The 26,628-nt window shown below is 65.1% G+C and carries 28 protein-coding genes; 16 read left to right on the top strand and 12 right to left on the bottom strand.

Features of this window, described 5'->3' with window-relative positions; all coding sequences use genetic code 11:
* Position 1: 1 nt before the first annotated feature.
* Positions 2–328, bottom strand: coding sequence for a heat shock protein HspQ (hspQ, locus tag GSH16_RS03920; RefSeq protein WP_160852109.1), 327 nt, complete (start codon positions 326–328; stop codon positions 2–4).
* A gap of 103 nt (positions 329–431) precedes the next feature.
* Here hspQ and GSH16_RS03915 point away from each other — a divergent pair, with 103 nt between their 5' ends.
* Both GSH16_RS03915 and GSH16_RS03910 read left to right on the top strand, forming a co-directional pair.
* Complete coding sequence (locus GSH16_RS03915; protein ID WP_160852984.1) at positions 432–1,313, top strand: AEC family transporter; 882 nt, start codon at positions 432–434, stop codon at positions 1,311–1,313.
* A 79-nt stretch (positions 1,314–1,392) separates the two neighbouring features.
* Positions 1,393–1,962, top strand: a complete 570-nt coding sequence (locus GSH16_RS03910) for a transglycosylase SLT domain-containing protein (protein ID WP_160852106.1) — start codon at positions 1,393–1,395, stop codon at positions 1,960–1,962.
* A 39-nt stretch (positions 1,963–2,001) separates the two neighbouring features.
* Here GSH16_RS03910 and GSH16_RS03905 read toward each other — a convergent pair whose 3' ends face one another.
* Positions 2,002–2,295: a hypothetical protein gene (locus tag GSH16_RS03905; RefSeq protein WP_160852104.1), complete on the bottom strand. Its 294-nt coding sequence runs from the start codon at positions 2,293–2,295 to the stop codon at positions 2,002–2,004.
* 90 nt (positions 2,296–2,385) lie between these two features.
* Here GSH16_RS03905 and GSH16_RS03900 point away from each other — a divergent pair, with 90 nt between their 5' ends.
* Complete coding sequence (locus GSH16_RS03900) at positions 2,386–3,303, top strand: LysR family transcriptional regulator (RefSeq protein WP_160852102.1); 918 nt, start codon at positions 2,386–2,388, stop codon at positions 3,301–3,303.
* On the opposite strand, the gene GSH16_RS16045 is transcribed toward GSH16_RS03900, so the two are convergent.
* The 6 genes from GSH16_RS16045 to hemE form a co-directional block, all read right to left on the bottom strand.
* Positions 3,296–4,246 carry an OmpA family protein gene (locus tag GSH16_RS16045; protein ID WP_160852100.1) on the bottom strand — a complete coding sequence of 317 codons (951 nt, stop codon included), beginning with the start codon at positions 4,244–4,246 and terminating at the stop codon, positions 3,296–3,298. The genes GSH16_RS03900 and GSH16_RS16045 overlap by 8 nt on opposite strands.
* The gene (locus tag GSH16_RS03890; RefSeq protein ID WP_160852097.1) at positions 4,243–4,818 is read right to left on the bottom strand and encodes a peroxidase-related enzyme; all 576 of its coding nucleotides are present in this window, start codon (positions 4,816–4,818) and stop codon (positions 4,243–4,245) included. Before GSH16_RS03890 ends, GSH16_RS16045 begins: the two co-directional genes overlap by 4 nt.
* On the bottom strand, positions 4,815–5,564 hold the full coding sequence (locus GSH16_RS03885; protein ID WP_160852095.1) for a GNAT family N-acetyltransferase: 750 nt from the start codon (positions 5,562–5,564) through the stop codon (positions 4,815–4,817). Before GSH16_RS03885 ends, GSH16_RS03890 begins: the two co-directional genes overlap by 4 nt.
* 163 nt (positions 5,565–5,727) lie before the next feature.
* Positions 5,728–6,897 carry an NAD(P)/FAD-dependent oxidoreductase gene (locus tag GSH16_RS03880; protein ID WP_160852093.1) on the bottom strand — a complete coding sequence of 390 codons (1,170 nt, stop codon included), beginning with the start codon at positions 6,895–6,897 and terminating at the stop codon, positions 5,728–5,730.
* Positions 6,898–6,934: 37 nt separating this feature from the next.
* The gene (locus tag GSH16_RS03875) at positions 6,935–7,741 is read right to left on the bottom strand and encodes an NAD-dependent epimerase/dehydratase family protein (RefSeq protein WP_160852091.1); all 807 of its coding nucleotides are present in this window, start codon (positions 7,739–7,741) and stop codon (positions 6,935–6,937) included.
* 3 nt (positions 7,742–7,744) lie between these two features.
* Positions 7,745–8,779: a uroporphyrinogen decarboxylase gene (gene hemE, locus GSH16_RS03870; protein ID WP_160852088.1), complete on the bottom strand. Its 1,035-nt coding sequence runs from the start codon at positions 8,777–8,779 to the stop codon at positions 7,745–7,747.
* A 145-nt stretch (positions 8,780–8,924) separates the two neighbouring features.
* Here hemE and hemC point away from each other — a divergent pair, with 145 nt between their 5' ends.
* The 3 genes from hemC to GSH16_RS03855 all read left to right on the top strand — a co-directional run bounded on the left by hemC (position 8,925) and on the right by GSH16_RS03855 (position 11,037).
* The gene (gene hemC / locus GSH16_RS03865) at positions 8,925–9,854 is read left to right on the top strand and encodes a hydroxymethylbilane synthase (RefSeq protein ID WP_160852086.1); all 930 of its coding nucleotides are present in this window, start codon (positions 8,925–8,927) and stop codon (positions 9,852–9,854) included.
* Between the two features lie 188 nt (positions 9,855–10,042).
* A complete protein-coding gene (locus tag GSH16_RS03860; RefSeq protein ID WP_160852084.1) occupies positions 10,043–10,603 on the top strand; it encodes a cysteine dioxygenase family protein in 561 nt (186 codons plus the stop codon).
* A 143-nt stretch (positions 10,604–10,746) separates the two neighbouring features.
* Positions 10,747–11,037, top strand: a complete 291-nt coding sequence (locus GSH16_RS03855) for a DUF6150 family protein (RefSeq protein WP_160852081.1) — start codon at positions 10,747–10,749, stop codon at positions 11,035–11,037.
* 8 nt (positions 11,038–11,045) lie between these two features.
* On the opposite strand, the gene GSH16_RS03850 is transcribed toward GSH16_RS03855, so the two are convergent.
* Positions 11,046–11,507 (bottom strand): Lrp/AsnC family transcriptional regulator, encoded by a 462-nt coding sequence (locus GSH16_RS03850; RefSeq protein ID WP_160852079.1) that lies wholly within the window; start codon positions 11,505–11,507, stop codon positions 11,046–11,048.
* A 147-nt stretch (positions 11,508–11,654) separates the two neighbouring features.
* On the opposite strand from GSH16_RS03850, the gene GSH16_RS03845 reads away from it, so the two are divergent.
* The 5 genes from GSH16_RS03845 to GSH16_RS03825 are packed head-to-tail and all read left to right on the top strand — an operon-like array spanning position 11,655 to position 15,721.
* On the top strand, positions 11,655–11,957 hold the full coding sequence (locus tag GSH16_RS03845; RefSeq protein WP_160852076.1) for a DUF2849 domain-containing protein: 303 nt from the start codon (positions 11,655–11,657) through the stop codon (positions 11,955–11,957).
* Between the two features lie 3 nt (positions 11,958–11,960).
* A complete protein-coding gene (locus GSH16_RS03840) occupies positions 11,961–13,634 on the top strand; it encodes a nitrite/sulfite reductase (protein ID WP_160852074.1) in 1,674 nt (557 codons plus the stop codon).
* The gene (locus GSH16_RS03835) at positions 13,624–14,367 is read left to right on the top strand and encodes a phosphoadenylyl-sulfate reductase (protein ID WP_160852072.1); all 744 of its coding nucleotides are present in this window, start codon (positions 13,624–13,626) and stop codon (positions 14,365–14,367) included. The genes GSH16_RS03840 and GSH16_RS03835 overlap by 11 nt, the downstream gene beginning before the upstream one ends.
* Before the next feature lie 31 nt (positions 14,368–14,398).
* A complete protein-coding gene (locus GSH16_RS03830) occupies positions 14,399–14,854 on the top strand; it encodes a DUF934 domain-containing protein (protein ID WP_160852069.1) in 456 nt (151 codons plus the stop codon).
* Between the two features lie 54 nt (positions 14,855–14,908).
* Complete coding sequence (locus tag GSH16_RS03825; RefSeq protein ID WP_160852067.1) at positions 14,909–15,721, top strand: ferredoxin--NADP reductase; 813 nt, start codon at positions 14,909–14,911, stop codon at positions 15,719–15,721.
* 35 nt (positions 15,722–15,756) lie between these two features.
* Here GSH16_RS03825 and GSH16_RS03820 read toward each other — a convergent pair whose 3' ends face one another.
* From GSH16_RS03820 to GSH16_RS03810, 3 genes are all read right to left on the bottom strand, one after another.
* Positions 15,757–17,544: an ABC transporter ATP-binding protein gene (locus GSH16_RS03820; protein ID WP_160852065.1), complete on the bottom strand. Its 1,788-nt coding sequence runs from the start codon at positions 17,542–17,544 to the stop codon at positions 15,757–15,759.
* 155 nt (positions 17,545–17,699) lie between these two features.
* Complete coding sequence (locus GSH16_RS03815) at positions 17,700–18,902, bottom strand: ROK family transcriptional regulator (RefSeq protein ID WP_160852062.1); 1,203 nt, start codon at positions 18,900–18,902, stop codon at positions 17,700–17,702.
* Positions 18,899–20,572, bottom strand: a complete 1,674-nt coding sequence (locus tag GSH16_RS03810; protein ID WP_328803152.1) for a CRTAC1 family protein — start codon at positions 20,570–20,572, stop codon at positions 18,899–18,901. Before GSH16_RS03810 ends, GSH16_RS03815 begins: the two co-directional genes overlap by 4 nt.
* A 198-nt stretch (positions 20,573–20,770) precedes the next feature.
* On the opposite strand from GSH16_RS03810, the gene xylF reads away from it, so the two are divergent.
* The 5 genes from xylF to GSH16_RS03785 all read left to right on the top strand — a co-directional run bounded on the left by xylF (position 20,771) and on the right by GSH16_RS03785 (position 26,582).
* Positions 20,771–21,802: a D-xylose ABC transporter substrate-binding protein gene (gene xylF, locus GSH16_RS03805; protein WP_160852060.1), complete on the top strand. Its 1,032-nt coding sequence runs from the start codon at positions 20,771–20,773 to the stop codon at positions 21,800–21,802.
* Positions 21,803–21,980: 178 nt separating this feature from the next.
* On the top strand, positions 21,981–23,249 hold the full coding sequence (locus GSH16_RS03800) for a sugar ABC transporter permease (protein ID WP_160852058.1): 1,269 nt from the start codon (positions 21,981–21,983) through the stop codon (positions 23,247–23,249).
* 1 nt (position 23,250) lies between these two features.
* Complete coding sequence (locus GSH16_RS03795; RefSeq protein ID WP_235912921.1) at positions 23,251–24,021, top strand: ATP-binding cassette domain-containing protein; 771 nt, start codon at positions 23,251–23,253, stop codon at positions 24,019–24,021.
* Positions 24,018–25,325 carry a xylose isomerase gene (gene xylA, locus GSH16_RS03790; protein WP_160852055.1) on the top strand — a complete coding sequence of 436 codons (1,308 nt, stop codon included), beginning with the start codon at positions 24,018–24,020 and terminating at the stop codon, positions 25,323–25,325. Before GSH16_RS03795 ends, xylA begins: the two co-directional genes overlap by 4 nt.
* Positions 25,326–25,400: 75 nt before the next feature.
* The gene (locus GSH16_RS03785) at positions 25,401–26,582 is read left to right on the top strand and encodes a M24 family metallopeptidase (RefSeq protein WP_160852053.1); all 1,182 of its coding nucleotides are present in this window, start codon (positions 25,401–25,403) and stop codon (positions 26,580–26,582) included.
* Positions 26,583–26,628: the final 46 nt, after the last annotated feature.

Below are 26,628 nucleotides of genomic sequence, written 5' to 3'. Positions count from 1 at the left end.
GTCAGTGGTAAAGGGTCGACGAATTGTAGTGGCCGCCGGCCATCTCCCCGAACAGTTCTTCGACCTCGGGATGTTCCACCGGCTCGCCCGACGGGTCGGGCAGCAGGTTCTGCTCCGACACATAGGCGATGTAGTAGCTCGTCTCGTTCTCCGCGAGCAGGTGGTAGAAGGGCTGGTCCTTGTGCGGGCGGATTTCCTCGGGGATCGACTCCCACCATTCCTCGGTGTTGTTGAACTCCGGGTCCACGTCGAAGATGACGCCACGGAACGGGTGCACGCGGTGCTTGACCACGTCACCGATTCTGAATTTTGCCCGTGTTTTCAGCATTTCTATTCAGGACCTTCCTTCTTCGACCTGCCTACTTATCCGCTGGTTGACATATTGTCCACAACGCGGGATTCCAACGGGTGGCGAACAGGGCGGACGCATGCTGGCACTCTTTCTTCAGGTCCTTGAAATCGTGGCCCCCGTGCTGGTGCTGGCGGGCCTTGGCGTGGGCTGGGTGAAGCTCGGCTGGGACTATGATGTGGCCTTCGTCACCCGGCTCTCGATGACCGTGGCGGTGCCCTGCCTGATCCTGACCGCGCTCATCCGGACCGAGATCGACCCTGCCGCTCTGCAAGCCACGATCTATGCCACTATCGCGGGCTACGGGCTGGTGACGGTGGGGGCGCTTCTGCTTGTCCGGCTGGCGCGGCTCGACATTCCGACATTCCTGCCGCCTGTCATTTTCGGCAATACCGGCAATATCGGCCTGCCGCTGGCGCTTTTTGCCTTCGGGCCGGCAGGGCTCGACTATGCGGTGGTGATCTTCGCGCTCATGGCGATCTATTCCTTCACCATCGGCGTCTGGATCGTGTCGGGCGGCGGATCGATCCGGCCGGCGCTGCGTGAACCGATGGTCTGGACCACCGTGCTCGGGCTGGGCTTCATGTTCACCGGCACGGGCCTGCCGACATGGTCAATGAACGCGCTCGACCTGATCGGGCAGATGGGCATTCCGCTGATGCTGGTGACGCTCGGGGTGGCGCTGGCGCGGATGGAGATGCGCGCCTCGGGGCTTGCGCTTCTGATCGCGCCCCTGAAGCTGCTGCTCTGTTTCTCGGCCGCCGTGTTTGTCGGGCGCTGGTTCGATCTGCCGGACCTCGCTTTCGGCGCGCTGGTCTTGCAAATGTCGACGCCGGTGGCGGTCACCTCCTACATGCTGGCGGCGAAATACGGGGCCGGATCACGGGATGTGGCGAGCCTTGTCGTCGTCTCCACGCTCATGTCGATTGTGGCCCTGCCGCTCATACTCGGACTGTTGATCTGACACAGGCTTGATTCGTCAGCCGCTTTTCCGCACAATTGCCTCATAAAAAGAACATCGAGCAATAATTGAGGCAGATGACATGCGACGCATGGCAATCCTTCTGGTGCTTGCCCTCGCATCCTGTGGCGCATCCGGTCCACCGAGCAATCTGGACAATGCATGTGCCATCAAGGACGAGCGACCTGGCTGGCACAAGGCTATGACCCGGACGGAACGCAAATGGGGCGTGCCGGTCGAGGTCCAGATGGCGACCCTCTATCAGGAATCGAAATATGTGCATGATGCGCGCACGCCGCGCAAATATGTGCTCGGGTTCATTCCCAACGGGCGGCGGTCCACGGCCTATGGCTTCTCGCAGGCCATCGACGGGACGTGGGACTGGTATCAGGACGATACCGGCAAGCGGCGCGCGAAACGGACCGACTTTTCCGATTCCTCCGACTTCATCGGCTGGTATATGCACAAGAGCTGGGAAAAGAACGGCATCGCCAAGAATGATGCCTATAATCAGTATCTTGCATATCACCAGGGTCACGCAGGCTATGCCCGCGGCAGCTATCGCAACCAGCGCTGGCTGATCAACGTGGCGCGCAGCGTGCAGGATCGGGCGGTGATGTACGGAACCCAGCTCAACTATTGCAACGGTTGAGCCGGTCGCAGGGCGTCAGGTGACGGGAACCGCCGGGGATCAGCTCCGGCGGAAGAAGTTGCACACGCCGAAGAGGATGAGCGCGTTCAGCAGGATGCAGCCGCCGATCGCCGCCGTGTTGACGATCACATTGTCGCCGAGCACATCGGACAGAAGGATTGTCCAGGGCATGGCCACGGTCACGGCAAAGATGGCCGACAGCGGATCATCGCCCGGATCAATGAAGATCAGGGCCACCGCAACAGCGGAAATCACGAGATAGGCAATGGTCACGAAACGGCACATGCAGGCAGCATGAGTCGCACCGCCGCCCTCTGGCAAGAAAAAATTCACCAAGATTTCATCTTCCGCGACGGTTGTCGTCGGTTGACAATAGGCCGCTCGAAACCATGTTGACGCCATGATGGAAACGAAAGGCTAAGCATGGACCGTTTGAGCGAGATGGAAGCCTTCGTTTCCGTGGTGGATCAGGGCGGCTTCACCGAGGCCGCGCGGCGGCTCGGCATGTCGAAGAGCGCCGTATCCAAACATGTCGCTTCGCTGGAGGACCGGCTCGGCGCGCGGCTTCTCAACCGGACCACGCGCCGCGTCAGCCCGACGGAGATCGGCCTCATCTATTATGACCGTGCGATGAGCGTCCTCAACCACGCGCAGGAGGCCGACGATGTCGTCACCGCCCTGCAGGAAGCGCCGCGCGGGACGCTCCGTCTCTCGGCACCGGTGTCCTTCGGCACCAGCCACATCGCGCCGCTTGTCGGGCAGTTCCTGCTCGACCATCCGGAAATGAAGATCAACATGGAGCTGAGCGACAAGTTCGTCGATCTGGTGGACGAGGGGTTTGACCTCGCGATCCGGATCGGCAGCCTGCCCGACAGCAGCCTGCGCGCCCGCAAGCTCGGTGAGGCGGGCGGCCTGCTCGTCGCGGCGCCCTCCTACATTGAAAAGCACGGTGCGCCGGAACGGATCGAGGACCTCGCCTCGCATACGCTGCTGCACTATTCCAACATGTCGACCGGCAATTTCTGGCGCCTGACCTCGCCCACAGGCGAGGAACGGCAGGTCCGGGTCGGCGGTCCGCTCACCGCGAACAACGGCACGGCGCTGCGGATCGCGGCCGAGGCGGGCCTCGGCATCGCCATGCAGCCGAGTTTCATCCTTGGCGATGCGCTGCAGACCGGCAAGCTCGTGCAGGTTCTGCCCGACCTCGCCAACCCGCTGATCAGCATCTATGCGGTCTATCCGGCGGGCCAGTTTGTGCAACCGAAGCTGCGGGTCTTCATCGACCATCTGGCCGCGGCGTTCAAAGGCCGGACGCCCTGCGACTGGTTCATGCCTATCTGACGACGATCTCCACACGCCGGTTGCGGGCGCGGCCCGCGTCCGTTGCATTGCTGGCCACCGGCGACAGGAATCCTGCCCCTTGCGCGTCGAGCCGCGCGCCATCGATCCCGTGATCCTCGATCAGGGCGCGCCGCACGGCCTCGGCCCGGGCGCGCGACAAGGCGATATTCTGCTCCAGCCCGCCCTGATTGTCGGAATGACCGACCAGCAGGAGCCGCGCATCGGGATTGGCTTCGAGCCACGCGGCCACCGCGCCGAGCCGGTCCTCCGGATCATCGAAGCGCAGCGCTTCTCCGGCGATGAATGCCAGCCCTTCGAGCACGGCAAATCCGTCGCGCGCCAGCTGCTGGTCGAGCGTCGGTGTTTCGACCTCCGCCGGGGCCGTGTCGGCAAGCGGCAGGGTTTGCACGGCCTGCGGTCGGATCTCGGTCGCCTGCGTGTAAATCCCGCGGGGAGAGCGGCTGATGACCACTTCCAGATAGGATGTGCCGCCCGCAAAGGGACGCTTCGCGCTCAGGTAGCGGAAATCGGATATGTCGCTCTCGAACCGCGGCGGCGATTCCACGTCGAGTGCGAAACGGAAATCGAATCCGCCGCAATTTTCCGTGTCACATTCGAAAAGGATCTCGTAGCCGAGCACCCGGGCCTCGTGCCGGGCATATTGCAGCGCCGAGAGCGTGGATCCGTCGCCGCCCTCTCGGCGCCAGATGCGGCGCAGGGTCTGGCCCTCGACCCGTTCCCGCGGAAGCGTGCCGGCCTCGAACGGGCCGGTAGCGAGCGCGTAGCTGTCGAGCCCGCTGTCATGGGACCATGTCTGGACTGACCCTTCCACGGGCCGAAAATCCTGAGCCCGGACCGGACCGACAGCTGCAAGAAGCCCGCAGGTCAGGGCGGCGGCCAGACCCGCCAGCCCCCGCGCCAGTGCCGCGCGATGGCGCGTCACGTGGTCCGTGCCTCGGCGTGATAGTCGCGGTTCGGGCGCATGGCGGTTGCAGAGGCAACGCGGTTCGACATGTTGAAGAAGCCCGCCACATTGGCCACGTCCCAGATCTCCCGGTCGGACAGGCCGGCCTCGCGCAGGCGCGCGCGATCCGCTTCCTCGATCGTGGCCGAGGCGCGGGTCACCAGCACCGCGAAATCGAGCATCGCCTTCTGGCGAGTGTTCAGGTCGGCCATCCGGTAGTTGGTGGCCAGTGTCTCGCCAAGAACCGGGTCGCCCGACAGGCCCCGCACCGCCGCACCATGGGCCACAAGGCAGTAATGGCAGTGGTTCTCCGCCGAAACGACGACCGCGATCATCTCGCGTTCCAGTTTGCTGAGCGGGCTGTCGCCCAGCATCAGCGCATTGTAGAGCGCGGTGAACCCGTCCAGTTGCGCGATGTCATGCGCATAGGCGCGCAGCACGTTCGGCACCAGCCCCAGTTTCTCGGCGCAGAGGTCGAAATAGGCCTGCGTCTCCGGCGGAAGCGGGTCGAGCGGCGGCAGATCTAGGGCGGTCGTCAGGCGGTCGGTCATCGGTCCCGGGGCGGTTGCGTCTGGCGCTGACGATAGTGGTACTGGGCCGCCGCTTCCATCCCCATCGCCCGGTAGAGCCCGTTGGCGGCGGTGTTGGCGCGTGTTGCCAGCAGGCTGAGCCAGCCCGATCCCTGCTCCATCGCCCATTCTGCTGCGGCGGCGGTCACCAGACGCCCCAGCCCGCGGCGGCGGAACCGCGGCGCGACCTCCATCGCGTGAAGCATGGTCACGTCGCCATCGGCAGCGATGAAGGCGCAGGCGGCGGGCTGGTTGTCGCACCGCGCCAGCAGGAAGGTTTTCGGCGCGGTCACCCGCTCCATCGCGGCGATCCGTTCCGGCCCGACACCGCCCGCGGCCCAGATATCGCGCTGGATCGCCAAAGGCGCGTCGCAGCGGATCACGCTGTGATCGGGATGGTCCATCCGCGACAGCCGGTCGGCACTGGCCACGAAAAGCGTGACCGGATCGACGATGCGATAGCCGATCGCGCCCAGCCGCGCGTCCAGCAGCGCATCGCCGTCGCGGATCATGAAGAGCGGTTCCTGACCGATGCCGGACATGGCCTCTTCGGCCTGTTCGATCGCGCGGCTCAGGTCATCGATATCGCGGCGGTTCAGCGTCGCGGCGGAAACACGTTTGCCGCCGCCTTCGCCGCGCCGGATCGTCCAGGGGCCTTCGGTGATCACGTCAGCCGGCGCCCAGGTCCGGTCCACGGCGCGATACAGTTCTTGGGGCGTCGGTGCCATGTCAGGCCCGGCGGCGGCGCGGGCCGCGTCCCTTGGCGGTGTGCATCACGTCGCACATGACGATGATCCTTGCGTTTTTCCCTGATGTTATGCCGCGTTTGCCATGTTGCAAAGCACCATCTGCGCGCTGCGGGATGCGACAAAATCAGCCCGCATCTGCGGTTCAGATGATGTTGCGCTCCACGAGCAGGTCGCCCGCCGCAATCCGGTCGGGGCGGAGCGGCGACAGATCGAGGCTCTGCCAGGTGCCGGTCGCCAGATGTTCCGCAAGCCCGCGGCCGACGGCCGGTGCCTGCTGCAACCCGTGGCCGGAGAAGCCGCAGGCGACATAGAGGTTCGGCACCTCCGCCAGAGGTCCGACCAGCGCATTCGCATCCGCCGTGCACATGTCGTAATGCCCGGCCCAACCCGAGGCGACGCGCAGCCGCTCGAAAGTCGGGATCCGGTGGGCCAGCGCGGGCCAGATGGCTGCCTCGAACTGGTCCCAGTCCGGATCGAAATCGTCCGCTGCCACATCCGGGTCCGGATCGGGCGCGGTGCCGCACAGGAATCCCGTGCCTTCCGGCCGCACGAAAGTGCCCGACGGATCGACGATGAGCGGCAAGCCGGCGGGCACCGGATCGGGGCAGGTGACGAGGAAATTGGTGCGTTTGCGGCGCCTGACCGGCAGGTCGATGCCAAGCGGCGCCAGCAGTGCGGCGGATGCCGCACCCGCCGCGACCAGAACCTGGCCGCAGTCGAGCGCAGCGCCGCCGTCCCGCGTGACGGACACGGCCCGCCCGCCGCGCAGGGTGATCCCTGTGGCGCTGTCCTTCAGGTAGGTGACGCCGGCGGCGCGGGCCTGTGTGCGGAAGAGCGACAGCAGCCCCATATTGTCGAACCAGCCCTCGCCCGTCGCGCCCCAGGCGCCAAGCCGGATATCCGCAACATTCATATGTGGCCAACAGGCGGCGATCCTGTCCGGCTCGAGCAAGCGAATGTCGCCGCCATGCGCCGTCTGCACGCGATGGTTCGCGCGCAGCAGGTCCGCGCCCGCCTCTGTCGCGGCCAGCGTCAGGTAGCCGTTTTCGTGGAACATCAGGTCCTGACCGAGCCGCTCCGGCGCTGCGCGCAGGAAGTCGCGCCCGAAGACCCCGATCGCGACATTGACGGGCTGGGAAAACTGCTGCCGCAGCCCGCTCGCGCTGAGCGCGGTGGCCGCGCGGGCATAGGTCGGGTCGGGCTCCAGCACCGTGATCCGCCCGCGATAGCCCTGTTCGCAGGCCAGGAACCAGGCCGTCGCGCTTCCGGTGATCGCACCGCCGACAATGACAATGTCGGGTGCGCCGCTCATGCGCGGCGCCCTATGCAGGTGTGGCCGGCCCTGTCGCTCACTCCGCGTCGTCGGGATGCGGGAAGTTGGTGAAGAAACCGCCCACATTGCGCACGAGGTCGCTCTCATGGTCGGCCAGCGGCTGGGCCTCGATCTCGTCCCGGAACGCGTCGGCAGTGTCCTGCGGGTCGTAGCCGATATGGGTCGCGTGCGCGTTCGACACGGCCTGCATGCTGTTGGCCGAGGTGCCGAAGATGATCGAATGGCCCGTGCGCGGCGCGGTCAGCGACCGTTCCACCAGCCGCACCGTGTCGGGGAAGCTGAGCCAGGACCAGAGATTGCGCCGCTCTTTCGGAGCATCGAGCGCCGAGCAGATGCGCAGACAGACCGATTCCACGCCGAACTTGTTCCAGTAGAGGCTTGCCAGATCCTCTCCGAAACATTTGGCCATGCCGTAGAAACTGTCAGGCCGGTGCGGCTGGCGCGTGTCGGGCACCTCTTCCAGCCGGTAATAGCCGACCGCATGGATGGAGCTTGCGAAGATGACCCGCTTCACGCCGTTCTTCCGGGCGCCCTCGAACATGTTGTAGGTGCCAGGAATCGTGTCGGTCATGATCTCGTTGAAGCTCTGCTCGCGCGCGACACCGGCAAAATGGACGATCGCGTCCACGTCGCGGGTGATCTCCATCCCGACCTCCGGGTCAGACAGGTCGCACTGGACGAGTTCCTCATGCGCGGCGGCCGTGCCCATGTCGGCCCGGTCGGCCAGACGCAGGTGGGTGGTCAGATGCGCCAGACCGGACCGCAATTCGCGGCCGAGGCTGCCGGCCGCGCCGGTCAGGAGAATACGATTGAACTGCGGCATGACCTACCCCCGGATGGTTTCCAGCATGATGGAGACATGGTCGGGATCGGCGTCGGGCGTGATCCCGTGACCAAGGTTGAAAATATGCGGACCGCCGGAGAAAGCGTCCACGATGGCGCGGGTTTCGCGGCGGAGCGCGTCGCCGCCTTCCACCATCAGAAGCGGGTCGAGATTGCCCTGCACGCAGACATGGGGCTGGAGCGTCGCCGCAGCCCATGCCGGATCGACGCTCGTGTCGAGCGCCAGCCCGTCGACCCCTGTGGCTTCGGCAAAGCCGATCGCATGCCCGCCCGCACCACGCGGAAATCCGATCACGGGCACATCGGCATGCCGCGCTTTCAGTTCGCGCGTGATCCGCGCCACGGGCTCCACGCAGTAGCGCGCGAAATGGCGGCCGGGCATGGTGCCGGCCCAGCTGTCGAAGATCTTCACCACTTCCGCACCTGCCGCGATCTGGCGTGACAGATATTCGATCGTCGCATCCGTGATCCGGTCGATCAGCCGGTCGAACGTTTCCGGATCGCCATAGATCATCCGCCGCGCGGGGGCCTGATCGGGCGTGCCGCGGCCTGCAATCATGTACGTGGCCACGGTCCAGGGCGCGCCGGCGAAGCCGATGAGCGCGGTCTCCGCAGGCAGGGCCGCGCGCAGGTTCGACACGGTCTCGTAGATCGGTGACAAGGTCTCGTCGATCGTGTCGACGCCGCGCAGCTGGTCCATGTCGGCCTTGCCGGTGATGGTGGACAGGCGCGGGCCTTCGCCTTGCACGAAAGTCAGGTCGGCCCCGAGCGCCTGCGGGATCAGCAGGATGTCGGCAAAGAGGATCGCCGCGTCGAACCCGTAACGGCGGATCGGCTGGAGCGTCACCTCGGTCGCGAGATCGGGGTTGTAGCACAGATCGAGGAAGGACCCGGCCTGTTGCCGCGTGGCGCGATATTCCGGCAGGTAGCGCCCGGCCTGACGCATCATCCAGACCGGCGGCACCGGCAGCGTTTCCCCGCGCAGGGCTCTCAGAAGGGTCTTGTCGGCGCTCTTCATCGGCGGCTCCCCATATCATGTCGGGCCGGACCCTACCTGTTGCGCCGCGCGGGCAAAAGGGGAGATTGGGCGCAGACTTCCCCGCCCGGCCTTGCGGCGTGATAGCCCATTGCCGCTTGGCGGTGGCGCGTCTAGGGTCCGCGCCATGACCGACCGACCCGACATATTGCGCATCGGCACGCGCGGATCGCCGCTGGCGCTCGCCCAGGCGCACGAGACCCGCGACCGGCTGATGGCCGCCCATGACATTCCGCAAGAGGCGTTTGAGATCGTCGTCATCAAGACGACCGGCGACCGCGTCCTTGACCGCCCCTTGGGCGAGATCGGCGGCAAGGGGCTCTTCACCAAGGAAATCGAGGATGCGCTGCTGGCGGGCGAGATCGATCTGGCGGTCCATTCGATGAAGGACATGCCGGTCGCGCAGCCCGCGGGGCTGTTGCTCGACTGCTACCTCCCGCGTGAGGATGTGCGCGATGCGTTTGTCGCGCCGCATGCCGGCGCGATTTCCGATCTGGCGCAGGGCGCGACGGTCGGGACCTCGTCTTTGCGGCGGCGCGCGCAGCTTTTGCACCGGCGGCCCGACCTGAAGGTCGTCGAGTTTCGCGGCAATGTGCAGACGCGCATGCGCAAACTGGCCGACGGTGTGGCCGAAGCCACCTTCCTTGCCATGGCGGGTCTGAACCGGCTGGGCCTCAGCGATGTGCCGGCCGCGCCGATCGAGGTGACGGACATGCTGCCGGCGGTCGCACAAGGCGCAATCGGAATCGAGCGGCGGCAGGACGATACCCGTATCGCCACGCTGCTGGCGGCGATTCATGACACGCCGACGGGCCACCGTCTGGCCGCGGAACGCGCGTTCCTAGCCGGTCTCGACGGCAGTTGCCAGACGCCGATCGGCGGGCTGGCGGTGCTCGATGGCGACCAGGTGCACTTGCGCGGCGAGATCATCCGCCCCGACGGGTCCGAATGCTTGACGGAAAGCGGGGCTGCGCCTGTTGCGGATGCAGCACGTCTCGGGGCGGATCTGGCCGCCGCGTTGCGCGGGCGCGCCGGACCGGGCTTTTTCGACGGCTGAGCGAAACGGCCCGCAAACCGGTTGCAGTCGCCGGTGGTGGAGAAGGTCGAATTTGCTCACATCCCGAGGTGTGGGAAATTCGGGATTGCTCCAAGAGCGCCCGACAGCGCGAAGGCCGCGAGCGCCGGCATTGGTTTTCGTGGGTTTCAGGGTACCCTGATGGGCGTTCCAAAGGGGGAGGAGCGTTCATGCCTGCATATTCGGTTCAGGATTATGTCGAGGACATTCGCGCCATCGTCGCGGAAGAGACGGAAGTCGGCGTGATCACCGAGAAGATCAAGCCTCTCGCTTTGCGGCTCGCGTCCGATCGAAGCTGGTTCAAGGACAAGTACCGCTTCACCGACCCTGAACAGGGCGTTGGGCTGCACCTTCTGCATGAAGAGGACAATCACGACCTTGCGGTCTTCGCCATCGCATGGGCACCGGGTCGCGGCGTCGAAGCCCATAATCACAAGACCTGGGCCGTCGTGTCCGGGATCGAAGGCCAGGAACATGAAATCAACTACAAGCGGCTCGACGATGGTTCCAAACCCGGTTTCGCGGATCTTGTTCCGACCAAGGAAGAGACGCTCTATCCCGGAACCGCAGTCTGCTGTCTGCCCGAAGACATACACAGCGTGGTCAACAACGGGGACAAAGTGGCGGTTTCGCTTCATACCTATGGCCGCCACCTGAACCATACGGGGCGCTCAACCTTCGATGTGGACGCGAAAACCGAAACGCCGCTGATCCTCAAGGTCGAGCCGTAAACGTCCGCCGCGTCCCGCACACGAGACATAGGCCCCCGAGCAGAATCCGAGCGCCGATCCGGTCCGTTTTGGCGCGAGCGCGGTCCCGTGTTACCCTTCCCCCGAGGCAGCGTGTCGACCCGGCGAGCATAGGGGGGAAACGGATGACATTGGTCTGCGCGGTATCCAATCCGAATTACGCGGATTTCACGGTGAAAGTGGTGGATGAACCGGCGCTGGCCGACCTGCTCGTCTATCGCGACACGAGCCAGGCGGCGGCGATGAATGACGAGGGGCTCTGGTGTTTCCTGCCGAGCCGCATCTCGGCCAAGACGGCCGTGCATTTCTCCGACCACAATGATTTCGCCGATCTGCGGATCTGCTATGTCGCGGACCGCCACCATGCGGGCTGGCTGAAGAATCACCCGCTCGCGGGGCAGTTGCACCCCGGCTGAGCGCCGCGTCAGAGCGGCAGGGCGGTGGTCGACTTGATCTCTTCCATCGACAGGGTTGCGGTGACGTTGAAGAGCTTCACCTCGGAGATGAGTTTCTGGTAGAATTCGTCATAGCCCTTGGCGTTCGGCACCCGCACTTTCAGGATATAGTCAATGTCGCCCGCCAGCCGGTGCGCTTCCATCACTTCGGGGCGATTCCTTATGACATTCAAGAACTTGTCCTGCCACCCCTCCTCATGCTCCGAGGTCCGGATCAGCACGAAGAAGCAGCTCTCGAACCCCAGCAGGTCCGGGTCGAGGATGACCGTCTGCTTGCGGATCACACCCTGATTGCGCATCTTGCGAATCCGGTTCCAGACCGGGGTCTTGGAGGCCCCCACCCGGCGGGCGATCTCGTCGAGCGGCAGGCTGGCATCCTGCTGCAGTTCCGAGAGGATTTTCCTGTCGATCGCGTCGAGTGAGACTTCCATTGTGCGGCTCCGCCGTATTTGAGAACTGTGTTTTCTTTTCCGGCTTATCCCAGAACAAATCTGCTTATTCAAGGCCGATATGGTGAAAGATTCGGAACAAAGTTCTATATCTGAGGGACTGAACAAGAGCATTTCCGAGGACCCGCCATGGCCCGCGCATTCAAGCCCGCCGTCATCACCGCCAATGACCTTCTGGAAGGGGACGTTGTCTACCTGACCGCGGATTGCGGCTGGACCGGTGACATCGAGGAGGCGTTCGTCGCCGCCGAGGAAGAGGTGGCGCGCCGAATGCTTGCAACAGCGGAAAGCCAGCATTCCCGCGTCGTCGGCGCCTATCTGGCTGAAGTGTCGGTCGGATCCGACGGCCGGCCGAGCCCGGTCCATTTCCGCGAAGCCTTCCGCACCCGCGGCCCGTCCAACTATTTCCACGGCAAGCAGGCGGAGGTCTGACCCATGTATCGCTACAATGATTTCGACCATGATTTCGTCCGCACCCGTGTCGACCAATTCCGCTCGCAGGTGGAGCGCCGCCTTGACGGGTCGCTGACCGAGGACGAGTTCAAGCCGCTGCGGCTGATGAACGGTCTCTATCTCCAGCTTCATGCCTACATGCTGCGGATTGCCGTGCCCTATGGCACGCTCAACGGCCGCCAGATGCGCCAGTTCGCCTATATCGCGGACACGTGGGACAAGGGCTATGGCCATTTCACGACGCGCCAGAACATCCAGTTCAACTGGCCGAAACTGAAGGATGTGCCAGAGATTCTGGACGCGCTCGCCGATGTCGAGATGCACGCCATCCAGACCTCGGGCAACTGCATCCGCAACGTCACCGCGGACCATTTCGCCGGTGCCGCGGCCGATGAGGTCGAAGACCCGCGCCCGACCGCGGAACTGTTGCGCCAGTGGTCCACCGACCATCCCGAATTCCAGTTCCTGCCGCGCAAGTTCAAGATCGCCGTCTCCGGCGCGTCCGAGGACCGCGCCGTGACGCGCGCCCATGATATCGGCCTCGTGCTGAAGCGTGATGATCAGGGCAATCCGGGCTACGAGGTGATCGTGGGTGGCGGACTCGGCCGCACGCCGATGGTGGGCAAGACGATCCGCGAGTTCCTGCCCAAGGCGGACCTTCTGCCCTATCTCGAAGCGATCCTGCAGGTCTACAACCTCAACGGGCGCCGCGATAACAAATACAAGGCCCGCATCAAGATCACGGTGCACGAAAACGGCATCGACAAGATCCGCGCCCAGGTCGAAGAGGTGTTTGCCCGCAATCGCGACGTGTTCACCGGTCCGCCGGCCGACCTGCTGGCCGATATCGAAGCCGCATTCGAGCCGCCGGAGTTCGACAATACGCGCTCTGCAACGCTGGAGGAGGCGCTCAACAGCGACGCGATCCTGCGCAGCTTCGTCGACACGAATGTGGCCGAGCACAAGAACCCGGCCTATGGCATCGTCACCGTGTCCCTGAAACCGGTCGGCGGCACGCCGGGCGATGCCACGTCGGACCAGATGCGCGTGCTCGCCGATCTGGCCGAGCGCTACAGCCATGACGAGCTTCGCGTGAGCCACGAGCAGAACATCATCCTGCCGCATGTGCGCCGCGCCGACATTCCCGCGGTCCACGCCGCGCTGCGCGAAGCGGGGCTCGCAACCGCCAATATCGGGCTGGTGTCGGACATTATCGCCTGCCCAGGCATGGATTACTGCGCTCTGGCCACGGCGCGCTCCATTCCGGTCGCGCAGGAGATTTCGCAGCGGTTCGACGAGTTGAAACTGGAACAGGATATCGGTCCGCTGAAGATCAAGATCTCGGGCTGCATCAATGCCTGCGGTCACCATCATGTCGGCCATATCGGCATCCTCGGCCTCGATCGTGCAGGCGTGGAAAACTACCAGATCACGCTCGGCGGCGACGGGACGGAAACAACCGCCATCGGGGAACGGGTCGGTCCCGGTTTCTCGGCGGAGGCGATCGTGCCGGCCATCGAAACGGTCGTGAACACCTATCTGGCAGAGCGTGAAAGCCCCGAGGAAACCTTCCTTCAGGCCTATCGCCGCCTCGGCGCCGCGCCGTTCAAGGCGGCGCTCTACCCCGATCAGGGAGTGAAGAGCCATGCCGCGTGATACACAATTGGAAACGCCGGTCGCGGACCGCGTCGCCGCGCTGAACCTGAAGGCCAAGGAAGAGACCGCGCTGCAGCGGCTCGACGAAGTGCTGAACGGCAACGCGGTTGGTCGGGTGGCGCTTGTCTCCTCTTTCGGGGCGGAATCGGCCGTGCTCCTGCATCTGGCCTCGCGCCTGCGCAAGGATGTGCCGGTCATCTTCGTGGACACGCGGATGCTCTTTCAGGAAACGCTCGACTACCAGCTGGAACTGGCGGAAGCCTTCGGGCTGACGGATATCCGCCGCATCACGCCGGACAGCGAAGCCGTGCGTCGCGACGATGTGTTCGGACGCCTGCACCTGAAGGACACGGATGCCTGCTGCGCGTTGCGCAAGGTGGCGCCGCTCGACGCCGCTCTGGATGGGTTCGATGCCTGGATCACCGGCCGCAAGCGCCACCAGACGGATGCGCGCCGGAACATGGACCTTTTCGAGGATGAGAACGGCCGCCGCATCAAGGTCAATCCGCTCGCCTTCTGGCAGCCCGAAGATTTGCGCGCCTATATGGACGCGCATGACCTACCGCGCCATCCGCTGACCCGCCGGGGCTTTGCGTCCATCGGCTGCGCGCCCTGCACGCGGCCCGTGGCCGAGGGCGAGGACCCGCGCGCTGGGCGCTGGGCGGGCAGCGACAAGACCGAATGCGGCATCCATTTCGACGAAAACGGGAAAGTCGTGCGTCCGGCGGCCTGAGGCCGCGGCGCACGAGACGAGGAGCAAGACGATGAGCATCATCGTACGGGACGACGGGTTCCATGACGACAATCTGGCCGCCGCGACGGAAGCGGGCGCCTATCTTCTGGTGCCGCTCGAAGAGGTGAAGGCCGCGAACCGCGCCAAGGTGGAGGCACCGTTCGGCGTGATCGTCGACAATGCCACCCCGGCCGCCGAGCTGGTCGATGTGTTCGACCGCGCGGACACTATCCACATTCCCTTCCCGAGCTTTGCCGACGGGCGCGGATTCAGCCTTGCGCGCCAGTTGCGGGCGCTGGGCTATCAGGGCCGGTTGCGCGCCGTGGGCCACGTGATCCCCGACCAGTATCCGATGGCCCGGCGCTGCGGCTTCGACGAGGTGGAAATCTCCGACGATCTGGCCAAACGCGCGCCGCAGGACCAGTGGCTCGCCCGGTCCGACTGGGACCGCACCAGCTATCAGGATGTGGTGGGCCGCGCGGTCTGAGCGCCGCTCCGCCAGATCCGAATGACACGCCCCGCGCAAGCAAGGACGCATCAGATGAACGACCAGACCCCGATCGCCGCAGCCGCGCGGCCGCAGCCCGTATTGCCCGATGCCCAGACCGTGACGGAAGTCACCCACTGGACCGACCGGCTCTTTTCCTTCCGCGTGACACGCCCGCGCAGCCTGCGGTTCCGCTCGGGCGAGTTCGTGATGATCGGCCTTCTGAAGGACGACGGCAAACCGCTCCTGCGCGCCTATTCCATCGCCTCGCCCGCCTGGGACGAGGAACTGGAATTCTACTCGATCAAGGTGCCGGACGGGCCGCTCACCTCGAAGCTCCAGAAAATCGCGGTCGGCGATCAGGTGATCGTGCGGCCAAAGCCCGTGGGCACGCTGGTGCTCGACGCGCTCCTGCCCGCGCAACGCGTCTATCTGGTCGCAACCGGCACCGGCATTGCGCCCTTTGCCTCGCTGATGCGCGATCCTGACATTTACGAGCGGTTCGACGAGGTCATCCTGACCCACACCTGCCGCACGGGTGACGAACTGGCCTACGGGCGCAGCCTGATGGACCGGATCGCAGATGACCCGCTTATCGGTGAGGAAGCGGCCGAGAAGCTCCGCTACTATCCCACGACCACGCAGGAAGACAGCGCGGTGCGCGGCCGCGTGACCGACCTGATGCGGTCGGGCAAACTCTTCGACGATCTGGGCCTGCCGCCCCTGTCGGCGGAAGACCGGGTGATGATCTGCGGCTCGATGGGGCTCAATACCGAAGTGAAAGCGATCTGCGAGGCGGCCGGACTGGAGGAAGGGTCCAACAGCCAGCCGGGCGGATTCGTTCTGGAAAAAGCCTTCGTCGGCTGACGGCGGGCAGGACCGGCAATCGGACGGCGTCGGGGTCAGGCCTCCGGCGCCGTTTTCGTGTCGGCCGCCGGTTCCGCGCCCGTTTCCGCCTCGGCCAGTCCGAGGAAGAGCGACGCATAGAGGGGCGAGCGTTCCGACAGTTCCGCATGGGTGCCCGTCGCCACGATGCGCCCCGCATCGAGCACGATGATCTTGTCGGCCTTCTCGATCGTGGACAGGCGATGCGCGACCACCACGGTGGTGCGGTTTTCCATCAGGCTGTCGAGCGCGCCCATCACGGCGGTTTCCGATTCGCCGTCGAGCGCGGACGTGGCCTCGTCCATCAGGAGGATCGGCGCATCCTTGATGAGCGCGCGCGCGATGGAGATCCGCTGCCGTTGGCCGCCCGACAGAAGGTCGCCGCTGTCGCCCACTTCCGCATCATAGCCGCCCGGCAGGCGTTCGATGAAATCATGTGCGTTGGCGGCCTTTGCAGCGGCTTCCACCTCTGCGTCTGTTGCGTCCGGCCGCCCGAAGCGGATGTTCTCGCGCACCGTGCCTGAGAACAGAAACGTGTGCTGTGCCACGAAAGCCGTGGACCGGCGCAAGCTGTCGAGCGTGACCGTATGGATATCGGTGCCGTCGATGGAAATGGTGCCCGCATAATCCTGCATCATATGCAGAAGCAGGTTCACGATCGTGGTTTTCCCCGCGCCCGACCGCCCGACGAGCGCCACGCGTTCGCCGGGTGCGATGTCGAAGCTCACATCGGTCAGCACCGCGCTCTGGCCGGGATAGGTGAAGGACACATTCTCGAAGCGGATCGCACCTTCGGGGACCTGCAGTTCCGCTGTGCCCGCAAGCGCCGCTTCCGGCTCCATCGTGTCGAGCACCTCATACATCTGCTGCACCGGCACGATGGCCTTCTGCACCTGAAGGTTCATGCGCGCCAGCCGCTTGGCCGGTTCATAGGCGAGCAGGAAAGCGGTGATGAAGGCGACAAACTCGCCGGGGCTCTTGCCGAGCGTCAGGCTCTGCCAGGCCGCATAGACGATGAAGGCCGCGATCAGGATGCCGCCCAAGGTTTCCATCAGCGGGCTGGAAATCGCCTCGGTCCGGGCGAGCTTGTTGATCCGCGCCTCGCGCGCTCGGATCGCCTTGCCCACGCGGCGCATCACCTCGCTTTCCAGAAGGAAGCTCTTGACCACGCGGATGCCCTGCAGCCCTTCGGTGGCCGAAGAGATCACATTGGCTTCCAGATCGCGCTGGGCAGCGGCCAGCTGCTTGATCCGTTTCATGATCCGCGACAGGCCGCCCATCACCAGCGGCGCGATCACAAGTGCGAAGACCGACATGATCGGGTCCTGCGACACCATCACCGCGATCAGCCCCGCAAGCGTCAGCCCGTCGCGCACGAGGTTTGTCGTCACCGTCATCAGGACCGTGCTGGCCGAGGCGGCCGACAGGTTGATCTTGGCCATGAACTGAGCCGGGCTGGCGCCCGAGAAGACAGATGCGCTCTGTGCGAGATAGGCGGCGAACTGGCGTTCCTGCAGGCTGGCGACGATGGCCGCCCTGATCTTTGTCATCAGCACGGTCTGGCCGTAGGTCGCGAAACCGCGGATGATCGACAGGCCGATCACGGCCCCCACCACACCGCCGATCGCGGCCTTGTTTTGCGCCACGAACACGTCATTGACGATTTCCCGCGTCAGCAGCGCCAGCGCGGATGTGGAGGCCGCGATGAGAACCATGGCCACCACAGCCAGCGCATAATTGCGTTTGTGGGCGGGCATGTTTTCGCGCAACAGCCGCATCACGGTCTGCCGGAAACCGGTGTCCATCAATTTGGGGCGATCCGTCGGGGCCACGCGCAGCCTTCCTGTTCCAAAAGGGCGTCCGGCGGTCCAATCTGCCGGACGGTCCGGTCTATTAAGGGCTTTCGTGCGGCCGGTTCAACCTGTGGCAGGCTGCGGCACTGACCGCGCCGGGGCATTGTTCAGCCGGCGGGCTCCTGCAGGATCCGGTCGGTCAGCCCCTCCATGGCGAGCGCGGCAGCCCCTTTGGCCCAGAGCAGATCTTCCCATGTGTGCACGGTGATCCGCGCCGGATCGCGGTCGATATCGATGATGTTCTGTGCCAGCCGCTGGCGGAACGTCTCCTCGAAATAGCTGAAGAAGCGCATCCGTTCGCCCGACAGGATGATCAGTTCGGGATCAAAGATATTGATCACATTGGCGACCCCGAGCGAGAACATTCGCCCCGCGCGGTCGATGATCGACTGGGCGGCGTGGTTGCCGCTCTCGGCCAGTGCGATCAGGCTGTCGATCTGTTGCGGCGCGCCGGTGCCATCCATCTGGTCGGCACCGATGGCCGCCCCCGCCTCGCGCAAAAGGGCATAATCGGCAATGTAGGCCTCCAGGCATCCGCGCTGGCCGCAGCGGCAGAGCGCGCCGTCCAGTTGCACCTTGATATGGCCGAACTCGGCCCCAATGCCGCGCGTGCCGCGGAACAGGCGGTTGTCGAGCACGATCCCCATGCCGACGCCTTCCTCGATCGTCAGTACGATGAAATCCGACATGCCGCGTCCGGCCCCGAACCACAGTTCCGCCAGCGCGGCGAGGTTGGCGTCATTGTCGATCTGGACCGGCACACCGAGCCGGTCGGTCAGAACGTCGCGGAAGGGCACGTTGCGGGTGCTGAGCGTCGGGCTCCAGTGAACCTCGCCGCTTTCGGCATCGACGAAGCCTGACAGGCCGACCCCGATGCTGGCAAGGTCGGCCACATCCTTGCCGATGGGCGCCAGCGTCTCTGTCAGGGCGGCGTGGACGTAATCGGCCATATCGCGCGCGGTGCCGCGTGCCCGGGGCAGGGGCATCACATGGTCGGCCACCAATTCGCCGCCGAAATCGATCACGGCGACGGTGATATGGTTGTTCGAGATTTTGGCCCCTGCGAGCAGAAAGGCGTCCGAGTTGAGGGCGAGCAGCACACGCGGCCGGCCGCGCTTGGTGCCGCTGTCCGGTTCGGCCAGAACCTCGGCCACCAGCCCCTTAGCAAGCAGTTCTGCGGTGACCGTCGTCACCGTGGCCGGGCTGATGCCTGTGTCACGGGCAATATCGACGCGGGCAATGCCCGAGCGCGCGCGGATATGCGCCAGAATGGTGCGGCGCGACCCGCGCGTGTCGGTGCGCGGGCTCACTGGGACACCGCCTGTTTCGCGCCGTCGGGTGCTGCACGCTTGTCAATCCGATGGACCTGTCCGGCCTCCAGTTCCACCCAGTCGCCAAATGTCCCGTCGGGCCAGCGGATCCGCAGGCGTGCCGACCGTGCGTCGCCCAACCCGATATGCAGCGGCAATAGGCTGCCGCCCGCATGGCCCCCGCCGACAAGGCGGGTCCGGCTGCGCGGTCCGAGCGCCGTTTCAACCTCCACCCGCGCGCTCACCGCGAACGGGTTGGTCCCGGTCTGGCGCGGGTCGATGGCAATCCAGTTGCCCAACGCTGTCCGGTTGGCGAAGAAGCGCACCGGCTGGTTGCGGTTCACCGTCAGAATGTCGAGCGCGCCGTTGCCCGTCAGATCCTCGAAAAGCCCGCCGCGCCCTTTCGTATCGACGGCAATGCCAGCCTCGAAGCCGGCCTCAACAAACCCGTCCGGTCCGCCGAGCAGAAGGTTGTCCGGGTCGAAATTGGCCATCTTCGGCATTTCGTCCACATTGCCCTTCACGATGAACAGGTCCGAGTATCCGTCATTGTTCGCGTCGCCGAAGGCCGTGTGCCAGGCGGTGGAGGGGCGCGCATCGGGTCCGGCATAGGGGCGCTGGGCGGTGCTGTTGAGGTCGCGGGCGATATTCTCGAACTTGGGCTGGCCGGAGTCGGGACTTGTCAGCGCCTCCAGCCGGTTGTCGGCCATCGAGGTGACGAGCATCTCGGGCCGGCCGTCACCGGTCAGGTCGTCCGCCGCGATGCCCATGCCCCAGAGCGAGACATCGTCCCAGCCCTCTGCCTTGCCGAAGGCGCGCGCGGTGCCGCCCTCGACCGTCCAGAGCTGTTCGCTCAGGCCGCGGTCGTAATATTCGCGGTCATTGGCGAGCCGCAGGTCGAACCGGCCGGTCCCGCTCCAGTCCACAAAGAGCGCCGAGAGCGTGCAGGCACCGGGGCCGAGCGGTTCGGGCGCGCCGTAGGTCGCAGCGTCCGGTCCCGACGGGCGCAGCAGGTAGTTTTCCTCGCAATTGCCGCTCTTCTGAAGCGGGCGGTCGCGGGGCACATAGTTGCCGATAAAGAGCGTCGGCATCCGGTCGTCGCCGAACCAGTGCGCGGCAAAGGCCGTCGTCCAGTCGGCGCGATCGGGCAGGCCGAATGCCGATGTCGCATCGGTAAAACGGCAGTTGCCGAGCCCGTGCAAGATCATGTTCTGCCCGAAGCGCAGCACGAACAGGTCGAGCTTGCCGTCGCTGTCCATGTCGAGCGGATAGACGCCGGTCGCCCCCGTCACCGGGCGGCGCAGGGCACGGTCGAGCCGCGTGAAGGCCGGGCGGCCGGGCGCGGATGCGTTGCGATAAAGCGCGAGCGGTTCCTCGGCGCCCGCCAGCGCGAGGTCCGCGCGACCGTCATCGTCGCAATCGAACGCCGCCGCGCCGCCGCCGACCACATAGTCGGTGCTGCCGCTGTAGCTATGGGACAGACCTGCGACGCCCGTAGCATCGACATAGTGGGGCACGGCATAGAGCGTGCCGGCCGTGTCCTCATTGGCCGATCCGGGCGTTGAGAGGGTTGCGCACAGCGCAAGCGACAGCAAGGCCGTCCTGCGGGCGCGGCCCGCACGCGCCTGCGCACGCCATTCCTTTTGCAGCGAGTGTCCCCCTCTGGCCACGCTGTCGGTCCTCCCGGTCTGCCGGGGTTCGATGCCCCGGTCTCCGATCAAGACTAGCGCCGGAACCGACGCAAGGTCAAAATAAATTTGACAACCAAATTAAATGGCGCATGCTAGGTGCCGCAGCAATGCAGAATACAGATTCGAAAGAAGGTCCGAAGCATTGCCGTCGCGATTATCGCAACTGGAGGAACAAACATGAAATCCCTGAAGTTTCTGGCAGCAGCCATGCTGTCGGGCGCTGTGGCTACGGCTGCGTTCGCCCAGGATATCACCGTCGGCGTGAGCTGGTCGAATTTCCAGGAAGAACGCTGGAAGACCGATGAAGCCGCCATCAAGGCCGCACTGGAAGCCGCCGGCGCCGAGTATATCTCCGCCGATGCGCAGAGCTCGTCCGCCAAGCAGCTGTCCGATGTGGAATCGCTCATCTCCCGCGGGGCCGATGCGCTGATCATCCTCGCGCAGGACAGCGCCGCGATCGGCCCGGCCATGGATGCCGCTGCCAACGAAGGCATTCCGGTGGTTGCCTATGACCGCCTGATCGAGGATCTGCGCACCTTCTACCTGACCTTCGACAATGTCGAAGTGGGCCGCCTGCAGGCTGCTGCCGTGCTCGAAGCGGCGCCGGAAGGCAACTATGTCATGATCAAGGGCTCTCCGACCGACCCGAACGCGGACTTCCTGCGTGGCGGTCAGCAGGAAGTGCTGCAGGAGGCCATTGATGCCGGCAAGGTCAACATCGTGGCCGAAGCCTATACGGACGGCTGGCTGCCGGCCAACGCCCAGCGCAACATGGAGCAGATCCTGACCGCGCAGGACAATAATGTCGATGCGGTCGTGGCCTCCAATGACGGCACCGCCGGTGGCGTTGTCGCTGCGCTGACCGCGCAGGGCATGGAAGGCATTCCGGTCTCCGGTCAGGATGGCGACCATGCCGCCCTGAACCGCGTGGCGCTCGGCACCCAGACCGTGTCGGTCTGGAAAGACGCCCGTGAACTGGGCCGTCAGGCCGGCGAGATTGCTGTCGAACTGGCCAAAGGCACGCAGATCACCGAGATGGACAACACGGTGAAATTCGTGTCGCCGGGCGGCAACCAGCTGACCGCGCGCTTCCTGGCGCCGAACCCGATCACCCGCGACAACCTCAATGTCGTGGTGGATGCCGGCTGGATTTCCAAAGACGCGCTCTGCGCCGGTGTTCCGGCCGGTACGGTCGAAGTCTGCGGCTGATCCGCTGAACCTCCGGTCCCTGCCCAGGGCCAAATCGGGCAGGGACCGCTTACGCAGGGCGCGGCGGGATCCGACCGGGCCAACCTCCCGGACCGGACCCGTCCGTCCCTGCGTCACTATCAGAATCTAGCGCGACGCACCCCGGTGCAGACCCCAGCCACAGGCGGAGGAACAATTCATGGCGCGCGGCCTCAAATCCTTTTTCCGGCAGCTTCAGATCGACACGCGCCTGCTCGGCATGGTCGGCGCCCTCGTGGTGCTCTGGATCCTGTTCGATCTCGTCACCGGCGGGCGCTTCCTGACGCCCCGCAACCTCTTTAACCTGTCGGTCCAGACCGCGTCCGTGGCCGTGATGGCCACCGGCATGGTCTTCGTGATCGTCACCCGCCATATCGACCTTTCCGTCGGCTCGCTTCTCGGACTGCTCGGCATGATCATGGGCACGCTGCAGCTCAATATCCTGCCCGACATTGTCGGCTCCGGTCACTGGAGCATCTGGATCATCACCTGCCTTGTGGGCATCGCGGTCGGCGCTCTTGTCGGCGCCTTCCAGGGCTGGCTGATCGGCTATCTGGCGATCCCGGCCTTCATCGTGACACTGGGCGGGCTTCTGGTCTGGCGCGGCGCGGCCTGGTGGGTCACCTCCGGCCAGACGGTGGCGCCGCTCGACCCGACCTTCAAACTGCTCGGCGGCGGGGCTGAAGGCACGCTCGGCGCCACCGGCAGCTGGATCCTCGCGATCATCGCGGCGGTGGTTGCGGTCGTGCTGATCTTCCTGTCGCGGCGGCGCAAGTCGACCCACGGGTTCGCCGTCAAGCCGCTCTGGGCGGAATATGTGCTGGCCGGGGTCAGCGTCGCGGTGATCCTCGGCTTTGCCTTCGTGATGAACAGCTACCCGATCCCCGAACGCGCCGCGATCCGGATGATGGAAGCACGCGGCGAGGTGATCCCCGAGGGCGGGCCGACGCTGGTGCACGGGATCGCCATTCCGGTGGTCATCCTGCTCGTCATCGCCATCGCCATGACCGTGGTTGCAAGGCGGACCCGGTTCGGCCGCTATGTGTTTGCCACCGGCGGCAATCCGGATGCGGCGGAACTGTCGGGCATCAACACCAAATTCCTGACGGTCAAGATCTTCGCGCTGATGGGCGCGCTGACCGCCGTCGCGTCGGTGATCGCCTCGGCCCGCCTCGGCGCGGTCGGCAACGACCTAGGCACGCTTGACGAACTGCGCGTCATCGCGGCGGCGGTCATCGGCGGCACGGCGCTCTCGGGCGGGATCGGCACCATCTACGGCGCGATCATCGGGGCGCTCATCATGCAGTCCCTGCAATCGGGTATGGCCATGGTCGGCGTCGATGCGCCGCTCCAGTCCATCGTCGTGGGCGTCGTGCTGGTGCTCGCCGTCTTCATCGACATTGTCTATCGCAAGCGCACCGGAGGCTGACATGGCGACACCACTCGTAGAAATGCGCGACATGCAGATCTCGTTCGGCGGGATCAAGGCGGTCGATCACGTCTCGGTCGATCTTTATCCGGGCGAGGTCGTGGGCCTCCTGGGCCATAATGGCGCGGGCAAGTCGACGCTGATCAAGATCCTGTCCGGCGCCTACAAGGCCGATGGCGGCGAGATCCTGATCAACGGCGAGAAGGCCGTGATCAATTCGCCCCGCGACGCCCGCGCCTACAATATCGAGACGATCTACCAGACGCTTGCTCTGGCGGACAATCTCGACGCGGCATCGAACCTCTTTTTGGGGCGCGAGATCGTCACCCCGCTCGGTTTTGTAGACGATGACAAGATGGAAGCCGAAACGCGCGAGATCATGGGCCGGCTCAACCCGAACTTCGAGAAGTTCTCGGCCCCGGTCTCGGCCCTGTCCGGCGGGCAGCGCCAGTCGGTCGCGATCGCGCGCGCGGTCTATTTCGATGCGCGCATCCTGATCATGGACGAACCCACTGCCGCGCTCGGCGTGCACGAGACGCAGATGGTGGCGGAACTGATCGAACAGCTGAAGGCGGAGGGGATCGGCATCTTCCTCATCAGCCACGACATTCAGGACGTGTTCAAACTCTGTGACCGCGTTTCCGTGATGAAGAACGGCCAGCTCGTCGGGACCGAGCGGGTGGAAGACGTGACCGAGGATGATGTGCTCGGCATGATCATTCTTGGCAAACAACCGGACAAGAACAGAAAAACGGAGGAACCGGCGACATGAGCGACTTCTTCAAGGGCATCGACCCGATCAAATATGAAGGCCCGGACAGCAGCAATCCGATGGCCTTCCGCCACTACGATCCGGACCGGGTGGTCATGGGCAAGCGGATGGAAGACCATCTGCGCTTCGCGATCTGCTACTGGCACAATTTCTGCTGGCCGGGCAGCGACCCGTTCGGCGGCCAGACCTTCGAGCGGCCGTGGTTCGACGACACGATGGAGGCCGCCAAGCTGAAGGCCGATGTCGCGTTCGACATGTTCACCACGCTGGGCGCCCCCTATTTCTGCTGGCATGACCGCGATATCGCACCCGAAGGCGCGACGCTGGCCGAGAGCAACCGCAACGTGGCCGAGATTGTCGACCTGTTCGGCGAGAAGATGGACGAGACCGGGCTGAAGCTCCTCTGGGGCACGGCCAACATGTTCTCCCACCGCCGGTTCATGGCTGGCGCCGCGACAAACCCCGACCCGGACGTGTTCGCCTATGCCGCCGCGCAGGTGAAACATGCGATGGACATGACCCACAAGCTGGGCGGCGAGAACTATGTGCTCTGGGGCGGCCGCGAAGGCTACGAGACGCTCCTCAATACCAACATGCAGGCCGAACTCGACCATATGGGCCGCTTCCTGCAGATGGTCGTCGAGTACAAGCACAAGATCGGTTTCGAGGGCACGATCCTGATCGAGCCGAAGCCGCAGGAACCGTCCAAGCACCAGTATGATTTCGACGTGGCAACGGTCTACGGGCTGCTGAAACGCGCAGGCCTCGAGGATGAGGTGAAGGTCAATATCGAGGTCGGCCATGCCGTGCTCGCCAACCATAGCTTCGAGCATGAGATCGCGACCGCGCAGGCGCTCGGGATCTTCGGGTCGGTGGATGCGAACCGCAACGACTACCAGTCGGGCTGGGACACCGACCAGTTCCCCAACAACGTGCCGGAAATGACGCTGGCCATGTATTACATCCTGCAGGGCGGCGGCTTCACCACCGGCGGGTTCAACTTCGATGCCAAGCTGCGGCGCCAGTCGCTCGACGCGGAGGATCTGATCCTCGGCCATATCGGCGGCATGGATGTCTGCGCGCAGGCGCTCACGGCTGCCGCGGCCATGATCGAGGACGGCACTTTCCCGCGTTTCGTCGAGGACCGCTATGCCGGCTGGCAGAGCCCGGAGGCACAGAAGATGCTCGACGGCACCCACGGGTTCGAGGAAATCGCCGACCGTGTTCATGCCGAAGGGATCAATCCCGAGCCGAAATCCGGAAAACAGGAATATCTGGAAAATATCGTCAACCGCTTCTGCTAAAGCGACTAGGCGAACGGCAAACAGCGGAATAGGCTGGGCAGAAATGCCCGGCCTTTTTCTTTGGAGCCCACGCCAGTGACTGCGCCCGATCTGCCGTTCGACCGTCCGGAATACAACCGCCGCCTGCGCCTTGTGCGGGCCGAGATGGAAGCGCGCGAACTGGACCTCCTGTTCATCGAGGACCCGTCCAACATGGCCTGGCTCACCGGCTACGACGGCTGGTCCTTCTATGTCCATCAGGGCGTGATCGTCCGCCGGACCGGCAACCCGATCTGGTGGGGCCGCGCGATGGATGCAGCCGGCGCGCGGCGCACCGTCTGGATGGGGGAGGAATGTATCGCGGGCTATGATGACAGCCATGTGCAGAACCCGTCCAAACACGCGATGGAGGATCTGGCTGCACGCATCCACGATCTGGGCCTGTCGGCGGCGCGGATCGGGGTGGAAATGGACAATTACTATTTCTCCGCCCGCGCCTTCCTGACCCTGCAGCGCGACCTGCCGAATGCGGTGCTGGTGGACGCGACGGGGCTGGTGAACTGGCAGAGGCTGGTGAAATCGCCGGCCGAAATCACCTTCATGCGCCGGGCGGCGGCGATCAGCGAACATATGGTCGATGGCTGGCTGGACCGTGCCGAACCGGGCATGGCGAAGAACGATCTGGTTGCGGGCATCCTGTCGGATGCGGTCCGCGGCGCGGACGGGCACTGGGGCGACTATGCCGCCATCGTGCCGATGCTGCCGAGCGGGGCCGATGCCGCCGCACCGCATCTGACGTGGAACGGGGCCGCATTGCAGCCGGATGAGGCCACATTCTTCGAACTGTCGGGCTGCTACCGCCGCTATCACGCGCCGCTGTCGCGCACGCTCTATTTCGGCACGCCGCCTGACGAGATGCGCCGCGCCGAAGCGGCCGTGGTGGCCGGGCTGGAGGCCGGCATTGCAGCGGCGCGTCCGGGGGCGACCGCAGGTGACGTGGCCGCCGCGCTTTTCGACACGTTCGCCGCCCACGGGATCGAGAAGGACAGCCGCTGCGGCTATCCCGTCGGCCTGTCCTATCCGCCCGACTGGGGGGAGCGGACAGCATCGTTCCGGCGTGGCGACGGAACGGTGCTTGAACCCGGCATGACCTTCCATTTCATGCCCGGTGTCTGGAGCGACAGTTGGGGGCTGGAGATCACCGAAACCATCCTGATCCGCGAGGACGGCCCGGCGGAGGCGCTCTGCGACCGGCCACGTGCGCTTTTTGTGAAGTAAAGCGGCCCGACGGGGCATTTCACGTCACTTGATCGGGCGGCTAAAG

The organism is Oceanomicrobium pacificus, from assembly GCF_009833495.1.
GTDB lineage: Bacteria > Pseudomonadota > Alphaproteobacteria > Rhodobacterales > Rhodobacteraceae > Oceanomicrobium > Oceanomicrobium pacificus.
Note: the sequence above shows the minus strand (reverse complement) of the source record. Positions and strands in the feature narration are given on the sequence as shown.